Origin of the sequence: Nocardia sp. CA-290969 (assembly GCF_050936135.1) — a bacterium.
GTDB lineage: Bacteria > Actinomycetota > Actinomycetes > Mycobacteriales > Mycobacteriaceae > Nocardia.
In genome coordinates this window covers 732,797-751,228 of the sequence record NZ_JBNJNJ010000001.1, presented here as the reverse complement: position 1 = coordinate 751,228, position 18,432 = coordinate 732,797, and the positions used below count along the sequence as shown (strand labels likewise).

General features: G+C 68.2%; 18 protein-coding genes. 9 read left to right on the top strand and 9 right to left on the bottom strand.

Annotation, left to right across the window (positions count from 1 at the left end; all coding sequences use genetic code 11):
- Positions 1-202 precede the first annotated feature (202 nt).
- Entirely contained in the window at positions 203-1,684 is a 1,482-nt protein-coding gene (locus ACQEVO_RS03520; protein ID WP_432908828.1) for a DUF2252 domain-containing protein, read from the top strand.
- Here the strand turns inward: ACQEVO_RS03520 and ACQEVO_RS03515 are convergent.
- Positions 1,681-2,343 carry an O-methyltransferase gene (locus ACQEVO_RS03515; protein WP_432908827.1) on the bottom strand — a complete coding sequence of 221 codons (663 nt, stop codon included), beginning with the start codon at positions 2,341-2,343 and terminating at the stop codon, positions 1,681-1,683. The two genes, ACQEVO_RS03520 and ACQEVO_RS03515, sit on opposite strands and share 4 nt — an antisense overlap.
- Before the next feature lie 168 nt (positions 2,344-2,511).
- Here ACQEVO_RS03515 and ACQEVO_RS03510 point away from each other — a divergent pair, with 168 nt between their 5' ends.
- Genes ACQEVO_RS03510 through ACQEVO_RS03500 form a run of 3 tightly spaced genes read left to right on the top strand, consistent with a single transcriptional unit; the run spans position 2,512 to position 3,360 of the window.
- The gene (locus ACQEVO_RS03510) at positions 2,512-2,922 is read left to right on the top strand and encodes a hypothetical protein (protein WP_432908826.1); all 411 of its coding nucleotides are present in this window, start codon (positions 2,512-2,514) and stop codon (positions 2,920-2,922) included.
- Positions 2,923-2,970: 48 nt separating this feature from the next.
- Positions 2,971-3,126 carry a DUF6131 family protein gene (locus tag ACQEVO_RS03505; protein ID WP_432908824.1) on the top strand — a complete coding sequence of 52 codons (156 nt, stop codon included), beginning with the start codon at positions 2,971-2,973 and terminating at the stop codon, positions 3,124-3,126.
- Between the two features lie 36 nt (positions 3,127-3,162).
- Complete coding sequence (locus tag ACQEVO_RS03500; protein WP_432908822.1) at positions 3,163-3,360, top strand: hypothetical protein; 198 nt, start codon at positions 3,163-3,165, stop codon at positions 3,358-3,360.
- Between the two features lie 50 nt (positions 3,361-3,410).
- Here ACQEVO_RS03500 and ACQEVO_RS03495 read toward each other — a convergent pair whose 3' ends face one another.
- The 3 genes from ACQEVO_RS03495 to ACQEVO_RS03485 all read right to left on the bottom strand — a co-directional run bounded on the left by ACQEVO_RS03495 (position 3,411) and on the right by ACQEVO_RS03485 (position 6,754).
- The gene (locus ACQEVO_RS03495; protein WP_432908820.1) at positions 3,411-4,814 is read right to left on the bottom strand and encodes a lipase family protein; all 1,404 of its coding nucleotides are present in this window, start codon (positions 4,812-4,814) and stop codon (positions 3,411-3,413) included.
- An 84-nt stretch (positions 4,815-4,898) separates the two neighbouring features.
- Entirely contained in the window at positions 4,899-5,540 is a 642-nt protein-coding gene (locus ACQEVO_RS03490) for a TetR/AcrR family transcriptional regulator (RefSeq protein WP_432908818.1), read from the bottom strand.
- Between the two features lie 299 nt (positions 5,541-5,839).
- A complete protein-coding gene (locus ACQEVO_RS03485) occupies positions 5,840-6,754 on the bottom strand; it encodes an alpha/beta hydrolase (RefSeq protein WP_432908816.1) in 915 nt (304 codons plus the stop codon).
- A gap of 143 nt (positions 6,755-6,897) precedes the next feature.
- Here ACQEVO_RS03485 and ACQEVO_RS03480 point away from each other — a divergent pair, with 143 nt between their 5' ends.
- Both ACQEVO_RS03480 and ACQEVO_RS03475 read left to right on the top strand, forming a co-directional pair.
- A complete protein-coding gene (locus ACQEVO_RS03480) occupies positions 6,898-7,830 on the top strand; it encodes an aminoglycoside phosphotransferase family protein (RefSeq protein WP_432908814.1) in 933 nt (310 codons plus the stop codon).
- Positions 7,831-7,919: 89 nt separating this feature from the next.
- Positions 7,920-8,870: an AraC family transcriptional regulator gene (locus tag ACQEVO_RS03475; protein WP_432908812.1), complete on the top strand. Its 951-nt coding sequence runs from the start codon at positions 7,920-7,922 to the stop codon at positions 8,868-8,870.
- 17 nt (positions 8,871-8,887) lie between these two features.
- Here the strand turns inward: ACQEVO_RS03475 and ACQEVO_RS03470 are convergent, their stop codons facing one another.
- Positions 8,888-10,087 carry a cytochrome P450 family protein gene (locus ACQEVO_RS03470; RefSeq protein WP_432908810.1) on the bottom strand — a complete coding sequence of 400 codons (1,200 nt, stop codon included), beginning with the start codon at positions 10,085-10,087 and terminating at the stop codon, positions 8,888-8,890.
- A gap of 184 nt (positions 10,088-10,271) precedes the next feature.
- Positions 10,272-11,024 (bottom strand): GntR family transcriptional regulator, encoded by a 753-nt coding sequence (locus ACQEVO_RS03465; RefSeq protein ID WP_432908808.1) that lies wholly within the window; start codon positions 11,022-11,024, stop codon positions 10,272-10,274.
- A 175-nt stretch (positions 11,025-11,199) separates the two neighbouring features.
- Here ACQEVO_RS03465 and ACQEVO_RS03460 point away from each other — a divergent pair, with 175 nt between their 5' ends.
- The 3 genes from ACQEVO_RS03460 to ACQEVO_RS03450 all read left to right on the top strand — a co-directional run bounded on the left by ACQEVO_RS03460 (position 11,200) and on the right by ACQEVO_RS03450 (position 15,287).
- Positions 11,200-12,351 (top strand): TIGR03364 family FAD-dependent oxidoreductase, encoded by a 1,152-nt coding sequence (locus ACQEVO_RS03460; protein ID WP_432908806.1) that lies wholly within the window; start codon positions 11,200-11,202, stop codon positions 12,349-12,351.
- 511 nt (positions 12,352-12,862) lie between these two features.
- The gene (locus ACQEVO_RS03455; RefSeq protein WP_432908804.1) at positions 12,863-14,284 is read left to right on the top strand and encodes a cytochrome P450; all 1,422 of its coding nucleotides are present in this window, start codon (positions 12,863-12,865) and stop codon (positions 14,282-14,284) included.
- Between the two features lie 10 nt (positions 14,285-14,294).
- Entirely contained in the window at positions 14,295-15,287 is a 993-nt protein-coding gene (locus ACQEVO_RS03450) for a GAF domain-containing protein (RefSeq protein WP_432908802.1), read from the top strand.
- A 248-nt stretch (positions 15,288-15,535) separates the two neighbouring features.
- On the opposite strand, the gene ACQEVO_RS03445 is transcribed toward ACQEVO_RS03450, so the two are convergent.
- The 3 genes from ACQEVO_RS03445 to ACQEVO_RS03435 form a co-directional block, all read right to left on the bottom strand.
- A complete protein-coding gene (locus tag ACQEVO_RS03445; protein WP_432908800.1) occupies positions 15,536-16,339 on the bottom strand; it encodes an alpha/beta fold hydrolase in 804 nt (267 codons plus the stop codon).
- 269 nt (positions 16,340-16,608) lie between these two features.
- Complete coding sequence (locus ACQEVO_RS03440; protein ID WP_432908798.1) at positions 16,609-16,869, bottom strand: prevent-host-death protein; 261 nt, start codon at positions 16,867-16,869, stop codon at positions 16,609-16,611.
- A 433-nt stretch (positions 16,870-17,302) separates the two neighbouring features.
- A complete protein-coding gene (locus ACQEVO_RS03435; RefSeq protein WP_432908796.1) occupies positions 17,303-18,244 on the bottom strand; it encodes a dihydrodipicolinate synthase family protein in 942 nt (313 codons plus the stop codon).
- Positions 18,245-18,432: the final 188 nt, after the last annotated feature.

The following is an 18,432-nucleotide window of genomic DNA, read 5'->3' as shown; positions in this document are numbered from 1 at the left end:
TGCGCGGCCAGTTCTTCGCCGGCCCGGGGCGAGCAGTTCCGGGACATCGGCCACCGCACCGATCGGTAACGCGCGGGCAGCCCGCAGCAGTGCGTGATCGGCCAGCTCGGTCGGTTCCGCGGGTGTGATCGGGCCGGCGTGGGTCCCGCATCACCCGCGGCGGGTGACGCGGGGCGGGGCACACCACCCATACTCTTCGCCCATGGCGCGCCCGCATTCAGCTTCCGAGCCCGGCCCGAGGGCTGCTACCGAGCCTGGCCAGGGCGCGCCCGCCGATCGCGCGCAGCGCATCGAGGAGGGAGCCCCGCAGCGCGAACGGATTCCGTTCGACGCGCTCGCCGCCCTCGGCCCCGAGGACGATCGCGACCCCCTCGCGCTCCTCGAATCCCAGGCCGGGACCCGGCTCCCGGACTTGGTCCCCGTGCGCTACGCCCGGATGGCGACCTCCCGGTTCGCGTTCTTCCGCGGTGCCGCGCTGGTGATGGCCGACGATCTGGCCCACGCCCCCGATACGGGCCTGCATACTCAGCTGTGCGGGGACGCACATCTGAGCAATTTCGGCCTGTTCGCGACCCCGGAGCGCCGGCTCGCGTTCGATGTCAACGACTTCGACGAAACCTATCCCGGCCCGTTCGAATGGGACGTCAAGCGGCTGGTGGCGAGCCTGGCGGTCGCCGGGCGCGACAACGGTTTCAAAACCAAGCACCGCCACCGGATCCTGCGGGCCTGCGCCGCCGAATACCGCGAAACCCTCACCTACCAGGCCGGGCTCGGTGAGCTCGCGGTGTGGTACGCGCATATCGAGGCGGAGACCGAGATGGCCGAGTTGCGTGCGGTCCTCGATTCCCCGACACGTAAGCGAGTCGAGAAGACGATCGGCAAGGCGTGGGGTCGCGACAGTGCGCACGCCCTGTCGAAACTGTGTGTCACCGGCGCCGACGGGCGGCCGCGGATCGTCAGTATGCCGCCGCTGATCGTGCCGGTCGAGGAACTGGCCACCGACGCCGAGCTGGTGCAGCGGACGATGCGCAAACGTCTGTCCGACTACCGCGCCACCCTGCAACCCGACCGCCGCTTCCTGCTCGACCGGTTCGGCTACGTGCACGCGGCTCGCAAGGTGGTGGGCGTGGGCAGTGTGGGCACCCGCTGCTGGATCGTCCTGCTGCGCGGCCCCGGCGACGATCCGCTGTTCCTGCAGGCCAAGGAGGCGCAACCTTCGGTACTCGCCCGGTACCTCGACGGTCCCGAGTACCCGAACCAAGCGGAACGGGTGGTGACCGGGCAGCGGCTCATGCAGGCGACCAGCGATATCTTCCTCGGCTGGCATCGCGGGCCCGATGCCGACGGCGTGACCCGCGATTTCTACATCCGCCAGCTGCGCGACGGCAAGGGGTCCGCCGATATCGACACCATGTCACCGGACCTGATGGCCCTGTACGGCCGTTTGTGCGCCCGGGTCCTCGCCCAGGCGCACGCCCGTGGCGGCGACCGCTTCGCCCTGGCCGGCTATCTGGGTTCGGGTGACGAATTCGATTCGGCGATGGCGGCTTTCGCCGAGGACTACGCCGACCGCAGCGCCCGCGACCACGCGACCCTGCGCCGCGCGATCGAGGACGGGCGCATCACCGCCGCGCCCGGCGCCGAGGAGAACGCGCTCCCGGAGCAGGAGCGGAGTCCGCGCTAGTTCACCACGGCGAACGCGAAACCGTCCCAGCCCTTCGCGCCCACCGTCTGCAGAACCGTCGCGTCCAGCCGCGGTTCCGCGGCGAGGAGTTCGACGAGTTCCCGGCTCGCCCGGACCGCGGGATCGTCGGAGGACGCATCGACCAGACGCCCGCCGCGGACCACATTGTCGACCACGATCACCGCCCCGGGCCGGCTCAACCGCAGCGCCCACCGCACGTAGTTCGAATTGTTCACCTTGTCGGCGTCGATGAAGATCAGGTCGAACGGATCCGGTTTCTCCTCGGCGAGCACGGGCAACGATTCCATCGCCGCGCCGATCCGGATATCGACCACATTCCCCACCCCGGCCCGGTCCAGGTTCTCCCGCGCCACCTGCGCGTGCCGCGGTTCGAATTCGAGCGTCGTCACGCTCCCCCGCTCCCCGACCGCCCGGGCCAGCCACAGGGTGCTGAACCCACCCAGCGTGCCGATCTCCAGCACCCGCCGCGCCCCGGTCGACCGGGCCAGCAGATACAGGAATTTGCCCTGCGCCTCGGAGACGTCGATGGACGGTAACCCCGCCTCGGCGTTCGCCCGCAGGGTCGCGCTCGCCTCGGCATCGCGCACCAGCTGGTCCACCACGTATTCGTCGACGTTTGCCCACTCGGCTGTGCTCATACCCGCAGTCTGCCACCCGCCCCGCCCCGGTGCCGTCACGCAGGACAGCATGTCCCCGGGATCAGCACTGTCGATGAAACCGACCGGAATACACGGCCTTCCGACCGTTTGACATCGGCGTGACCGGGAATAGCGGGAGCACAGTGTCCCTCGACCATGGGAATTGCCATGATCATAGTTCTCGGGCTCGTGATCGCCGTCGCGGCGATTGCCGCCGGCGTTGCCGGTGTCGCGGCCAATACCAGTGACGCCAATCGTCTGACCAGCGACTTCTCGGTCTTCGACTACCACTTCGCCGGTACCACCGGTGAACTGTTCCTCATCGGCATCATCGTCGGTGTGGCCGGCGGGCTGGGGGTCGGTCTCGTTTCCGCCGGGGCCTGGCGGTCCACCCGCCGAGGTCTGGCGACGCGGCGTGAGCTACGGCAATCGCGTAAGGAGATCGCCGCCACCCAGCGGGATCTCGCCGAGGCCGAACGTCCGGCGAAGCGGCCCGCGCCCGCCCGTCCGGCTGCCCCGGCCTGGTCGATGAGCAAATTTCTGCGCAAACCGGGCAAGGGCGCTGCGACCACCAAGTAGTTCTCGGCGTCGTCCCGGCGTCGAATCTCCGATCAGAAAGTCAGTGTCATGATTGTTCTAGGCCTCATCCTGCTCATCGCCGGTTACCTGCTCGGTATCGGTTTGCTCACCACCCTCGGCATCATCCTGCTCGTCATCGGCGCGGTCCTGGCGGTCGCCGGATCGGTGGGCCGCCCCGTCGGTGGCCGGCGGCACTATTACTGACCCCGCCCGCTACTGAGCCGTACCACGGCCGCGGCGGTGCCGGTGATCCTGGTGATCACCGGCACCGCCGCGCTGCGGGAACTGTTCGGTGCACCGGGCACTGTCCCCGATGACGCGGCCTGGCCGCGGCGGGAACCGGTCGCGGCTTCGGTGGCCTGGCTGACGGTCGCGCTGGTCGTCACGGTTCCGGTGGTCCTGCGGCAGTACGGGTCCGCCCGGCCGCGCCGGTCGTGACCGCGGTGGTTCGGTGCGGGGTCCGCCGCACCGAACCACCGCCTTCGCCGCTACCGGGCGCCGATCGGCTTACCGAAGAACGAGGCGACGGTTTCGCCGAATACCGAGGCGAGGAACGGCAACTCGCCCGGCGTGGCCAGCATGGTGGGAACATCCGTGGTGGTGCAGCCCGGTGCGGCGGGCACGCCGGTGAGCCGGTCGCGCAACCACAGCAGGGCGGCGGGTCCGCCGGTCACCTCGGCGGCGATATGTTCGCTCGCGTGGTCGCGGGTGTAGTGGACGCGGGCGCCGGGGTCGCGGCAGTAGGTGTCCACCAGGGCATTCGTCGAATGCAGCGGCAGGATCTCATCCCATGCGGAATGCCAGACGAACAGGGGCATACCGGGTACGGATTGTCCCATGCGGGTGTCGTCGAGCATCGCGGTGACGGCGGGGTCGCGCATGGGGTCCCCGGCGGTGCGCATCATGCCTTTCAGGTTCAGGAAAGGCAGCAGAGCGCTCTGGTATTGCACGCACAGCGGCGCTTTGAGGGTCATCAGTGTTTTGCCGACCGCGTCCAGGTTGCGGTCGAGGAACCCGGCGAACTCCGGATATTCGCGCGCCAGGCCCATGACAGCCGCGAAGACCAGGCCGGAAGTCGCCTGATTGTTCGACATCTCCAGTGCCGCACCGAGGTCCGCACCGACCCCGCCCATCGCGGAGGCGACGATATTCAGTTCCGGTGCGTAGGAGGCGTGCAGTTCCGCGGCATGACCGGTCGCGATGGAACCGCCGGAGTAGCCGTACATTCCCACCGGCGCCGTATCACCGGCCTCCAGTGGTGCGAACGAGGTGGCCGCCCGGATCCCGTCGAGGGTTATGCGCCCGGCCAGCGGTCCGGCGGCGTAGGCCGAGTCCGGGCCCTGATGGTCGGGGATCACCACCGCCCAGCCCTGTTGCAGCGCGGCCTGCGCGAAGACGAATTCGGCGGGCGCGACGATCTGGCCGAGCAGCGGTGCGGCCGACAGATGCTGTAGCGCATACGACGGGGTGCAGTACCCGGCGGTGGAATCCTCGGCGATCTGCACCGACAGCAGCGGCCGCGGCGCCGCGGCGGTGCCGCGGGGTTTCAGCAGGGTCGCCACGGCGGGGATGGCCTCGTCCCGGCTGTTGTTCGACCGGTAGGACACCTGCCAGGCGTCGACATTGAGCGGAATGAGCCCGAAATTGGCGACCCGCACCGGGCGTACCGCGATGATCTCGCCCGGCGCCCGGGCGGCGACCACCTCGACCGGCGGATGGTAGAAGCCCGGATCGAGTTCCGGTGGTAGCGGTACCACTCCGGCGGGCTCGAGCATCGCGGGCGGCGGCCCGGCCAGGGCCGGACCGGCGGGACCGGTCAGGGCCGCTGTCAGCGCGAAAGTGGTGAGCACCAGGGTGCAGATCCGGCGTATCCGTCCGGGTTCGGTCTTCATCGACCCACATCCTCACAGCCATTTTGAGACGACAGCGTCTCAAACTTGCCGCAGAGTATGGCACGGGCGGATCGGGAAGCACAATCAGCGAGTGGCGGAATCCGGTAGCACGAGCGCCATCAGCAGAGCGGAGAGCACGGCCAGCAGTTCGTCGACCGGGGGACGCGGCCGGCTCCGGCTCCAATGGTGCACCGCGCCGTTGACCGAGCCGATGAACGCGGCCATCGCCAGTTCCCAGCCACCCGGCGGGGTACGCACCTCCGGCACCGCGGCCGCGGCCGCCGCGACCACCTCACCCCAGCCCTCCCGCACGCGCACCCGATGGGCCTCGACCGCTTCGCTGACCCCCACGATCTCCACGAATGCCACCTGTACACAGCGCATATCGGAGGTGATCGACTGTACGTAGGCACGCAGCCCCGCCTCGATCAGCGCCCGGGGATCGCTACTGCCCGAGTCCGTCAGCCCTTCCCGGAACGCCGCCCGCGCCTGCCGCTGGACGTGGTCGTACACATCGACGAGGAGTTCCTCGCGCCCCGAGTACTGCTCGTAGAACTGCCGGCGCGAAAGCCCCGCGGCCGCGCACACATCGGAGATCGAACTCGCCGCATAGGACCGCTCGGCGAATACCGTCAACCCGGCTTCGACGAACAGCGCGCGACGTTCGGCCCGGCGCTCGGCGACCGACCGGCCCGCGTAGCTGTGCCTGGTACGCGCGCTACTCAAAGTTCTCGGCTCCGTGGCCGAGCCCCCGGGCCGGAGACTGGCCCAGGCGCCGGCGAGTGGTGACGGATCCCGCGAACACCTGCGCACTCCTGTCGACAATGGGCGGCTCCACCCTACTGCCCCGGCCACCGAGGACCGTGCGGACCCGTCGGCCGCCCCCGCGCCGACGCGACGCGGCGGGCACCGGCCCGGTATGCCCGCCCGCGGTGTGCCGAGCAGGGTCGCGGTGTACCCAGGGGCACGCGACCACGTCCGCGCCGACCGTGGCCGCGAATCGTCCAACCGGATGCGACCGGACGTTACGAGACGCGCTCTCCCTCGCCCAGCGCCGCCGTCAGCGCGGTGAGCCGCGCTTGCAGGAAGGCGCGGCCGACCCCCGTACCGCCCTCGACGAGGTCGAAACCGTGGTACGCGCCGTCGACCTCGTGCACCTCGCAGGGCACGCCCGCGGCGCGCAAACGATCGGCGTAGGCGAGGTCCTCGGCGTGGAAGAGGTCGTGGGTGCCGACCCCGATCCAGGCGGGCGGGAGGCCGGAAAGATCTTCGTATCGCGCGGGTGCGGCGAGCGGCGGAACGTCACCGTCGGCCGCCGGACCCAGATAGGAGGACCAGCCGAACCGGTTGCTCCGGGCGCTCCACATGCGCATCCGGCGCGGATCGATTTCGGCGGCGGAGGTGCGGTCGTCGAGCATGGGGTAGGACAGCAGCTGGAACACCGGCCGGATCTCGCCACGGTCGCGGGCCAGTAGTGCCAGCGCCGCGGCCAATCCACCGCCCGCGCTTTCGCCGGCGATGGCGATCCGTTCCGGGTCGACCTCGGATTGTGCGGCCAGCCAGCGCAGACCCGCGTAACAATCATCCAGCGGCACCGGGAAGGGGTGATCCGGCGCCAGCCGGTATTCCACCGACGCCGCCACAACCCCCAGGCGATCGGCGACCAGACGGCAGAACCGGTCCCCCATCGCGGCATTGCCGATCACATAGCCGCCGCCGTGGATGTACAGCAACGCCGGTCCCGGTTGGGGTGCCGCGGCGGGGCGGAACACCCGGACCGTCACCGCCTCGTCGACCCGCTCGACAGTCCCGCCGACCGGCTGGGCCGCCCCCGTACGGCTCGTGATGCGGCGGATGAGTCCGAGGGTGCGCGGATGCACGACCGAACGGGGCAGCAACCGGGCCCGGCGCAGGTCGGGGTGGAAATTCGGCGAAGGCATCGACGAGCCGTCCTCTCGCTGTCGAACCGGGTCGGGAACTGCCCGGGCCCTCGCAGCCTACGCGGATCCGATCGCCCGGCTGCCCGTTTCGGGATGGGTAAAAATCGGTTGTCCGCCGGTTCGGCATTACGCAAGCTGGTCCGATGACGATCGGCCTGCCGCCCGATGTGGTGGACAATATCCGCACCATCTTCGAAGAGCGCGGCGACCGCTGGCTCGCGGAATTGCCGGCAGTGGTGGACCGGCAGTGCCGGAAATGGGAGCTCGAACTGATCGGCCGGCCGTTCTCCGGTGGCACACATTCGTTCGTGGCCCCGGTGCGACGCGGCGACGGATCGGTGGCAGTGCTGAAGATCGCGGTCCCCGATGAGGAGAACGCCGGCGAAGCCACCGGAATGCACTGCTACCAGGGCGACGGCGCGGCCCGGCTGTACGATTTCGATCCGGCCACCGGCGCGTTGTTGCTCGAATGGGCGCGACCCGGAACCCCGCTGATCGCCCAGCCGCGGATTCCGCTGGAAGGCAAGCCCGAGAACGCCGGCAAGATCCAGCTCGCCTGCGCGCTGTATCGCCGGCTGCGCCGCCCGCCCACCGATATCCCGGCCGGATATCCCGCCCTGCCGCTGGTGGCCGATATCGTCTCCGGCTGGCAGCGGCGGCTGTCCTCCCCCGAGCTCACCGGCTACCTGCCCGCGGCGGTCACCGCCCGCGCCCGCGAGCTCTGCGCGTGGCTGACCGTCCCCGACGGACCGCTGCTGATCGTCAACCGCGACACCCATCTGGGCAATATCGTCGCCGCCGAACGCGAACCCTGGCTGCTCATCGATCCCAAGTCCTTTCTGGGCGAGGCGGCGTTCGACGCCGGGTTCCTCATCATGAAACAGGTCGAGACACAACCCGACCCGGTGCCGGCGAACCGGGCGCTCGCGGCCACCGCCGACGGTCTGGAACTGGACCGGGAGCGCGCCCACGCCTGGGCGTATCTGCGGGCGATCGAGGAGATCGACTGGTCGATCGAGGACGACCGGCCCGCCGACGCGGACCGGTACCGCGCGGTGGTCGCCGCCCTGTCGTAAACCCGGATCGGCGGGCCGGGTACCGGCGAAACCAGTATCGTGGTTGAGCTGATCAAATCGGCGATAGTGGAAAAGGCCGATCCTGATCGATGGGAGCGTTGCTTATGCGCTGGTCCAGCGAGGCCGCGTGTGGACCCGAGTCGTTCTCGAGCCTGGCCGACGGATTCGTTCCGATGGCGCACGAATTCACCGGGGGACCCGATTGGCAGGCCGATCTCACCACACAGCAGTCGGGCACCTACACCCTGTTGCGCTGGGACCAGCACGGCGGTCGCCTCTGTAACCGCAGCGTCAGGCATATCCGGACCGAACCGGGCGACGACTTCTATTGGGTGGTGCTTCCCGACCGCGGCTCGTTCGGAATGCGTTTCCGCGACAGCGTCACGCGTACTGTGCCCGGCACGGCCGCGGTCGCCGGGCTGGAACTCCCGTGCCGTATCGATGTCCCCGATTCGGCGTGCTACGCGTTACAGGTGCCACGCAGCGAATTCGACCATCGGTTGCGCCCGCGTACACATATGAACCTGCTCCTCGATATGACCCACGGGCTGGGCCGTATCGCCGCCACCATGATCCGCGGCGCGCATGCCGAGCAATCCTGCCTGTCCGAACGCGAATTCAACGCGGTCTGCGATCGGATCACCGAATTGCTGTGCATGATGGCCGCCGGCGATCTCGCGCCGCAGCGCTCCCAGCATGCCGCGGTGGCGGAAAGTGTCCGGAGCTATCTGCGCACCCATATCGGCCGCGGCGATGTGCGGTTGCCCGCGGTGGCCAGGGCGCTCGGCTGGTCGGAACGGCAACTACGGCTGGTGCTGCGGGAATCGGGCACCACCTTCCGTGATGTCCGCCGGGAGGAGGCGCTGCGGGTGGCCCGCGAGATCCTGGAGGACCCGCGCGCCACCGTGCCCATCGCCGAACTCGCGGCCCGCTGTGGATTCACGCCCGCCTGGTTTTCCGCCGCGTTCAAGGAACGGTTCGGCCAGACACCCCGGGAATTCCGGCGCCGCCGCGGCGAAATCGCCGCGCAGCGGGCGTGATCCACCTCGTCGCGGTGTTACGCCGCGGGCCCGAGCCGGACCGGGAGCGAAACCGGGCCGACCGTCGGGATCTGCACCGTGTACTCGATATCCGTCGGGTCGACCGCGAGGGTCAGGCCGGGGTACCGGGTGAACAGGGTGGACAGGGCGATCCGGCTCTCCAGCCGGGCCAGCGGGGCACCCAGGCAGAAATGCGGGCCGCGGCCGAACGCGAGCTGATCCTTGTGGTCGCGATCGATGTCGAAGGTTGCGGGATCGGGGTATTTCAGCGGGTCGCGCCCGACGCCGCCGTGCCAGATGATCATGCTGCCGGCCGGAATATCCACACCGGCGACCGTCACATCGGTTTGTGGATAGCGCATGAGCGCGCCCACCACCGAGGAACGGTAGCGCAGCGCCTCCTCCACCACATCGGCCCAGCGGTTCTCGGCCTGCGCGCGAGCGAGCTGTTCGGGGAACTCCCGCAACGCGACCACCGCGCTGCCGAGCAGGTGCACCGTGGTCTCGTGCCCGGCGACGATCACCAGCCACAGCATGCTGATGAGTTCCTCTTCGGTGAGCTCGTTGTCCTCGTTGGCCGCCAGCAGCGCCGAGGTGAGGTCGTCGCCGGGTTCGGCACGTTTACGCTGGAGCAGTTCGGCGAAGTACCCGCTCATGGCCATCATGGCCGCTTGCGTTTCTTCACCGGTGGCGGTGGCCGAGACGATCGTCAAGGTCCAGTTCTTGAGCTGGGACTGCTCCTCGATCGGCACCCCGAACAACTCACAGATCACCCGGACCGGCAACGGCGTCGTATAGTTCGCGATCAGGTCGACCTCGTCGCCGGCCGGGAAGCTGTCGATGAGTTCATCGGCGATCTTCTGGATCCGCGGTTCCATGGCCGCGACCCGGGCCGGGGTGAACGCCTTGTTGATGGTCTGGCGCAGCCGGCGATGTGCGGCGCCGTCCTGGTTGAGCATATGTTCGGCATCGGTGAGCGGCCGCATCGGCCAGTCGGCGGCAATGGTTCCGTCGTGCAGTGCGGGACACCGCGAATGGTGTTTCGGGAACACCTTGTCGTCGAGCACTTCGCTGACCGCGCGATGGCTGACCGCGATCCACGCGGGAACCCCGCCCGGCAGTTCGACCGGAACGATCTCACCGGCCTGCAGAATGCGCTCATGGGTCTGGAGCATGGACTCCCCGGGAGTCGGCAGCAGAATAGGCGACTCGGACATATTGCCTCCCTGGGTTTTTCGATCTACCGGGGAGAGTCTCCGATGCACCCCGGCACCGCACAAACGCTGCCGGAGTTTCTGCCGCCAACCGGTATTCCGGCGCACCCAACCGTAATTTCCGGACCGCGCGGGCGTCGTCGGCGGCGCGGAGATCGGCCTCACGCCGGTTCCGGAGCGGACGCTTTCACTGCGCCTGCTGCACGACCCGGAGATCCCGGCCGGACGCCGCGTCCCGGATGTTGTCGATGGTGAAGCCGACCCGGTCCGGCCGGTAGCGGTCGTCGCCGTATTCGAGTACGACGCCCGCCGCGGAGGAGGTGTACCGGCGTTCCCGCAGCAGCGGGGCTCCCGGGGTGATTCCCAGCAATTCCGCGTCACCCTGATCGGCGGCGACCGCGTCGATGGTGTGCCGCGCCGAGTACAGGTCCACGCCACGGTCCGCGAGGGAGGCGTAGATCGAGGAGGTGTCCGGGTCGAAATCGAACAGCAGCCGCCCCACCTCCTCGACGAACGCGGCGCGTTCCAGCAGCACAGGTTCGCCGTCGAGCAGCCGCACACGCAGGATCTCGACCACCGGATCGCCCTCACCGATCCGCAGCGCCGCGGCCGCGGTGGGGGATGCACCGCGGCGGGCGATCTCCACGGTGCGCTGCCCGGGGGTCCGGCCGATGCGGTGCGCCCAGGCGGTGAACGAGAGCAGCGTTTCGAAGGGCTGCCCGAGCGCGATATCCCGCACCACCGGCGGTCGACCCTGCCCGCCGACTATGAGCCCTTCGTGGCGAAGGGTCGCCAGTGCAGTGCGAATCGTCCCCCGGGAGGCACCGAATTCCTCGCACAGCCGCGCCTCCGAAGGCAGGGACGCACCGGTCGGGAGTTCGCCGCGGTGGATTCTGTCCCGCAGTTCTGCGGAAACCCTGGCGTGCAGCGGTACGGCCACGTGACCCTCCCGGCTCTTCGATCGCCCTGCCCGAACTTGACCAGACAAGTATAGGGAGGCGGCCGCGAGCAGGAGCAAATATCTTGCTGGCCTCAGCAAATACTGGATGAACTTATCTATACAAGTTTGCCGCCACCCTTGAACCACGGCGATCGGACTTGCGACCATTCCAGCCATGACAGCTGCCCCGCCACCCGGTTCCCCCGCCCTGCCGGCCCAGCCGGTCGACCTCGCCGTCGTCGGCGCCGGCATCGTCGGCCTCGCCCATGCCGTCGACGCGGTCGAGCGTGGGATGCGGGTCGCGGTGGTCGAACGCGACGCCCGCGCGGTCGGCGCGTCCATTCGCAACTTCGGTCATCTCTGCGCCACCCCGCAGACCGGAACCGCCCTCGACTACGCCATGACAGCGCGTGAGAAATGGTTACAGCTGGCGGAAAAAGCCGGTTTCGAGATCGTCCGCGCCGGCACGCTCGTCGTCGCCCGCAGCGCCGCCGAAATGGGTGTCCTCGAGGAATTCGCCGCCGCCCGCGGCCGCGAGCAGGTCGTCCTGCTCGACCGCACGGGTGTCGAGAAATCGTTCCCGGCCGGCAACGGCGGTGAGATCATCGGCGGCGCCCATCTCCCGCTGGACCTGCGCGTCGACCCGCGCGCCGCCCTCCCCGCCCTGGCGCACTGGCTCGCCGGCCAGGGCGTCGAATTCTGCTGGCACACCCACGCCGGCGCCCTCTCCCCCGGCCTCGTCCACACCGCCCGCGGCGACCTGCGCGCAACCTCGATCGTGCACGCCGCCGGCCACGATATCGACCGCCTGTTCCCCGCTCTCGCCGAGGAATACGACGTCCGCCGCTGCAAACTGCACATGCTGGAGGTCGACCCACCCGGCGACGTCCGCATCGAACCCGCCGTACTCACCGGCTACTCGATGCTCCGCTACGGCGGCCTGGCCGCCACCGGATCGGCCGCCGAGGTACGCCGCGAAACCACCGCCCGCGCACCCGAAACCCTGGACGCGGTCATGAACCTCATGCTCACCCAGCGCCCCGACGGCGCCATCGTCCTCGGCGACACCCACCACTACAGCCGCACCCATCTCCCCTTCGACGAGGAATCGGTCACCGACCTCGTCCTGCGCGAAGGCGCCCGCCTCTTCGGCGTCGACAACCTCACCGTCCGCCGCCGCTGGCGCGGCATCTACGCCGACTCCCCGAAAACCGATTTCCTCGTCGCCGCCCCCGCCCCCGGCATCCGGGTCGTCTCGGTGACCTCCGGCATCGGCATGACCACCGCGCACGGCCTGGCCCCGACAGTCCTCGACGACCTGCTCTGACCAGTGCCGCGCTGAACCGGGGCCGGAGTTCCCCTCCGAATCCGGCCCCGCCAACCGTGCGGCTACCCCAACGACCTGCGGCGCGTCGTGGTTCAGTGTTTGCCCGGCAAGCCTCTGCACCACGTCGATAGGCGCTGACTATGACCGGGCGAGCACTGGCGGAGGGCCTCTGGTCGCCGCCGCAAGGCCGGGAGCCCCGTGCTTTTCGCAGCGTCGGCCGCAAGATGTCGGTCCATGAAAGCCGTAGGCCAGATGGGACCGGGAAGATGTGCGGGCCGTATCAGCCCATTCGTCGCCCATTGCTGCCTTACCTGCTGGTCGTGTTCGTTGCTCAGCAAGACAGCCGGGTACTCGAGATACGCGGTATGGTGCGAGCTTCTTACGTCCAGCCAGGGGAATGAGCCGCCCGACTTGGCCCCAGCTAAGCACAGGCCTGTGACACGGCGCAACCAGCACAAGGGTCGAAACGTGCGACGTGGCGAGCCGTCGGCAGACGTGTTTGAGTGGTCGCATGGATTCGTTCAGCGCCGCATTGCCCATGGACGCGCTGCCACATCCGCCGGGCCGGCTACCGATCATCGGTGACGTGGCCAGTGTGGACCGGCACCGCCCGACGCAACACGAGCTGAAACTTGCCCAAGATGGACTGGGCCCGATCTTCCAGCGCAAACTGCTCGGTACTCGGCTGATCATCGTAGCCGGGGGGCGGTTGGCGGCGCAGTGCAACGACGAATCCGCCTGGGGCCGTGTACTTCTGGGCCCCCTGGCGAAGCTGCGGCCGATGGCGCCACACGGGATGTTCACGGCGAGCTCAAAGGATCCGCTCTGGGGGCAGGCGCGGCGTATTCTCACGCCGGGGTTCGCCCAGGCCGCGATGCGCACCTACCACGACGCGATGGCCTCGGTTGCCGATGATCTGGTGGCGGAGTGGACCTCGGCCGGCGAGGGGCCGGTAGCAGTCCATTCGGCGATGACGCGCGCCACCCTCGAGGTGATCGCCCGAGCCGGGTTCGGGCGGAACCTCGGGTTGCTCGATTCGACAGGTGACGGCAGCGATTCGCACCGCTTCGTCCGAGAACTCGGCCGAACCCTGCAGTGGGCCTCGGAATCCACCAATGACGTGCCGATCCTCGGCCACATCCGAGAAGCACTACGAGCTTCGACTGTTCGGAGCGATATCGCGTCGCTGCAACAGTATGTCGACGAACTGATAGCGGGCCGACAGGTCGAGAACGACGACGATCCAACCAATCTGCTCGATTTGATGTTGACCGCTGTCGATCCGGAGACCGGGACACGTCTGCCGACCGCCAACGTTCGCGACCAGACCCTCACGTTCTTGATCGCCGGGCACGAGACCACCGCCGCACTGCTGGAGGTCGCGCTGTACTACCTGGCACAGAACCCCGGCCATCAAGACCGCGTCCGAGCCGAAATGCCCCCACAGGCAATAAGTCTCGATTACGACTCCGTGACCAGGATGCGATTCACCCGCCAGTTCCTGAACGAATGCCTGCGTCTCTGCCCACCCGCGCCCGGCTATTTCCGGATCGCCCGCACCGACCAGAACCTCGGCGGCTACCGGATTCCGGCCGGCCGAGCAGTCTTCGTGCTGGCTCTGGCCGCCCACCGCGACCCGGAGGTTTGGGGCCCGGCAGCCGGGGATTTCGACCCCGACCGCTTTGATACCGCCGCTCTGCGCGCCTTCCCCGACCGGTTCTTCCAGCCGTGGGGCACGGGCCCACGCTCGTGCATCGGGCGCGCGTTCGCCCTGCACGAGGCAACACTCTTGCTCGGCCGCCTCGTACACGCCTTCGATCTGCGCAACTCCTCCGACGCACCGCTGGCGCTACAGGAGCGCGGAACCCTGCGTCCCGAACCCTTCGAATTGCTCGCCCGTGGCCGCTCGGCGGCCGCCCTTCCGGAGAGGTAGGCACCGTCCGATGTCGTGGTTTCTCATCGAGGCACTGGGTCCGCCGGCCACCCCGATGACCATCGTCGCCAAGGACGGCGAGCGACGTGAGTGGGTTTCCCTGCGTTCCCTGCAACGCAACGAAGGCGTGGATGCCGCCGACCTGGTCGACTGGGTCCGTCAATCCGGTTCGGAAGTCGATCAGGTCGTATCGGGGCGCGGTGGTCACCGTCGCGTTCGCGCCCTGCCCGTCCTCGGCCCGGAGGGCGACGTCTACGCCCTTCATCTCTGGGTCGGCGCACCCGATGAACCGATTCCCGCACATCGCCCGGCCGCCGGAATCGGCTGGTACGCCGGCGAGCTACAAGTTCAACAGCGTCTCGAATCCTGGATGATGAGCACCGACGACGCAGACGGATTCAAACGGGTGCGATCACCGGGTGAGTTCTTTCGCAAGGTGGTGAAATTCGATGACGCCACCGCCTTGATCGCGCTCGGCACCAACCCCGAGCCCGACGCCCAGTTCACCTCGAACATCGTGGTATTGCACGACAACGGCCACTTGATGAACTGGCAGATCTTCGCCCGTGGCCGAACGGACCTGGAACGAGCCGGGCTACGCGGCCTGACCCACGATGTCTCCGACGTCGAACCGGCGGCCCTCGGCCCACACGAAGCCCTCGGCCTCACCGACGAACCCGGCCCCGAGACGCCAGCGGCCGCATTGCTCGCCTTCCCACCCACCGGCGCTCCGCTCATCGCCCAGTGGATCGGCCACGTACCCTCCTGGATCGACTGGCAACGCGAAGGGGACGCCGAACTCATCCACCGAGACGATTGGGCAGCAGTCGCCAAATCGGCGGTCATGCTGCAATCGGGACTACCCGATACAAAGGCCGTCACCCCAGCTCGCATCCGCGCCCACAACCCGAGCGGATGGCAGCCCGTCACCATCACCTCACGCCGCTACCCCGGCGAGGTCGGCAGCCGCCTGCACATAGTCAGGATCGCCCGGGTCGAGTAAAGCAACCCCGCCCCCGGCATCCGCGCCGCCTCGGTGACCTCCGGAATCGGCATGACCATCGCCCTCGGCCCGGCCCCCACAGTGCTCGACGATCTGCTCTGCTCGTCCGCAGCTCGCCGGGGCCCTGCCGGCGACCGATCGCAGTCGCGCTGGTGTCCGCTTCTCGCGATCGCAGTCGCGCAGGTGTCCCGCTTCTCGCGAACACGGGACACCAGCGCATCCGACCCACCCGGCACCAGTGCCGCAGGTCAGCCGGCGGCCGTCGTAATGACCGCCGCGACCTCGCCGGGCCGGGAAACCAGCGAGGCATGCGAGGCATCGAGCTCGCTGGTCCGCGCTCCCATCCGCCCCGCCATGAACCGCTGCGACGACGCCGGGATCACCCGATCCTGCCCCGACACCACATACCAGCTCGGCACCTCCGCCCACGACGGCGGACCGGACGGCTCCAGATTCGCGGCCACCGCGATCGACCGCTGATGCGCGAGCATATTCGCGGCGGTGGCGTCATCGACGTCCTGGGCAAATACATCATGGAACCGAGCCGGCGCGACATACCCGTCGAGGTTGCGCCCCATCGGCCCCTGCGGGTCGTCGACCAGTTCCACCTGCAACGTCGGCGGCAACAGCTCACTCCCCGGGAACCGGATCGGATCCAGCGCCAGCTGCGCGACCTCCCCCTGCACCGGCGCGAACGCCGCCACATACACCATCGACACCACATCGGGGTCGTGCACATTACTAATCACGAACCCGCCGTACGAATGCCCCGCCAGCACAATCGGGCCCTCCACGGTGTCGAGCACCGACTGGATGGCCCTGGCATCATACGCGGGCCCCCGCAGCGGATTCTCCGGCGTCACCACCCGATATCCCTGCCCCCGCAGCCGCTCCGCCACACCATCCCAACTGCTGGAATCGGCGAATGCACCGTGCACCAGCACCACGGTCGGCAACGGCGCGGCACCCGCGGGACTCACACCCCCCACCACCGCGGTCAACGCAACGAAAACAGCGAACAACGCAACGCGCCCAGCGCGGAATATGGTCATCACTTCCCTGTCCGGTCTCGATCGGTTCCCACGAATTCGAGCAACTCGACGCCCAGACCTCCGGCGCCCCACAGGCGATACGGCCACAGATTCTAACCCGGCGGATCCAGGGAACGAATGAATCAACTCATTCGGCCACGCCCCACACGCACATCCTGGATCGCAGCATCGAGCTCCCCCACCACAAACCCTCGGTGATGCATAAATCGATCATCGAACCGGAAAGGCCGAATGATCGCTGAATGAATCACTGAGCGATCCATCCCGTATCACCCAGCCGGAAAGCTGCGCCGATCATGGGAGAGAGCAGCGTCCTGGTCTCCTCGAAAGGCCTCGAGGTCGACATGCGGGGCAGTGACCGACATCGCCACGAATTGATCGCGGGAGACGAAGCGGCGCCGCACGGGAACGAGCCGTCCGATCCGGCACTCGCCGCTACGCAGAATGAAGGTTTGCCCGTTCTCGACCGCATCCATGATCTCGCTGGTCTTGCTTCGCAGGTCCTGCTCGGTGATCTCGGAAGCGTTCACGCGAACCACGCGCTACGCTGGCGCACCGCAGTTGGGCACCGAGCGACTCGGATGCCGAGTGATGGTCACGCTGGTAGGACAGGTCGACCCCCTGGAGAAGAGGTGGTACGGCAACTGCCGTGCGGAAAAGGAGTAGCCATGAGCCGCGCACGTACTTGGAGTGAGGTCAAGGCAGAAGCCCCCCGCACCCACAGACCCGGCATCCACGCCGAACCACCTTCTTCCACCTCGAGGCCGCACCAGCCACACCCGATACCTGGACACATCGGGTCACCGGCACAGGCGACGACCACGGCATGGAGTTCGCGTGCCGCTTCGTGGCACTACCTCTGGAGCGACCGTTGGCCGACCAACAGGACTCCTGGCTGGATCAAATCTCACTGTAAGGACCGGCTCTGAGGCAGCCGCCGCTCCACGCTGTTGTCGATTCGCATCAAGACCCGTTCTCGTGAATTCGGGGCAGGATCCTTTCCCGCAGGTAGGTACGAATGTCCCGGGTCTGTTCAGGGTCTGCCGCCACAAGAGGCGGACGGACAGCCGCCGGAAAGCCCGGGAGTCGCTCGGTAAGAGCCGCTTTCACGAAGGCGACATCCGTGAGGCCGGAGCGCCGCCGCAGCTCACGACATTCGTCCAATACCGACTGCCACCGGAGCGCCGCAGCGTTGTCACCGGCGCGGAGTGCTTCCGCTATCCGGACCGGCAGCTCGGGCACCGGGTTGCCACCGCCTGAAACAATCCCCTGCGCACCGAATTCCCCGATATGGGCTGCGGCACCGTCGGATCCCACGAACACCGACAGCCCGGGAATGGCGTAGGCGCGGGTGATCCCACGGTCGGCCCCGGAGTCCTTCACCCCGGCAAGCATCGGGTATACGACGGCGAGACTGCTGAGGAAGCCCGGCGTGATGGCGACCTGGGTGTGGCGAGGGAAGTTGTACACCAGCAGCGGCACCTTCGTCCGGCCGAGCAGGGTGCCGAAGTATTCGCGAATCCCGGCTTCCGGCGGTTCGGCGAAGTAGTACGGAGCAATGGCCGCGACGGCGTCCGCATGACTTTGCGCATGATCGAGCAGCTCGATCGCATCCCCGACGGCGGTGGTACCGATATGCGCGACCACCTGCCCCGGCCAGCGTGCACGGGTGAATTCGAGAACGGTCTTGCGCTCGGCGACGGTGAGTGCCGGAAATTCTCCCGTGGTGCCGTTGACCAGGATCGCCTGCGCCCCGGACTCGTGCAGAAAGGCGAGGTAGTCACCGAGAGCACCCGTATCCACCCGTAGATCACTGGTGAAGGGCGTAATGGTGGCGAGAACCGGATTCAGTCCCGCAGCTCCGGCCCACCGTGGACCGGGCTCGCTTCCCATTTCATCCGCCATCGGCGACACTCCTCCGAATCGACCTGCGGCCGGCCGCACAAGCGTGCGGCAGTGACCGTCTCACCTGACCCAGCTTCCGGGCTCCGACCCTAGTCGGTCGAATCAACGTGAACGTGCCTCTGGAACCCAGGATGGCTCAGTCCGCGTTTTTCTGCGGTGACGACCGATCGTTCGCCATCCGTGTTCGT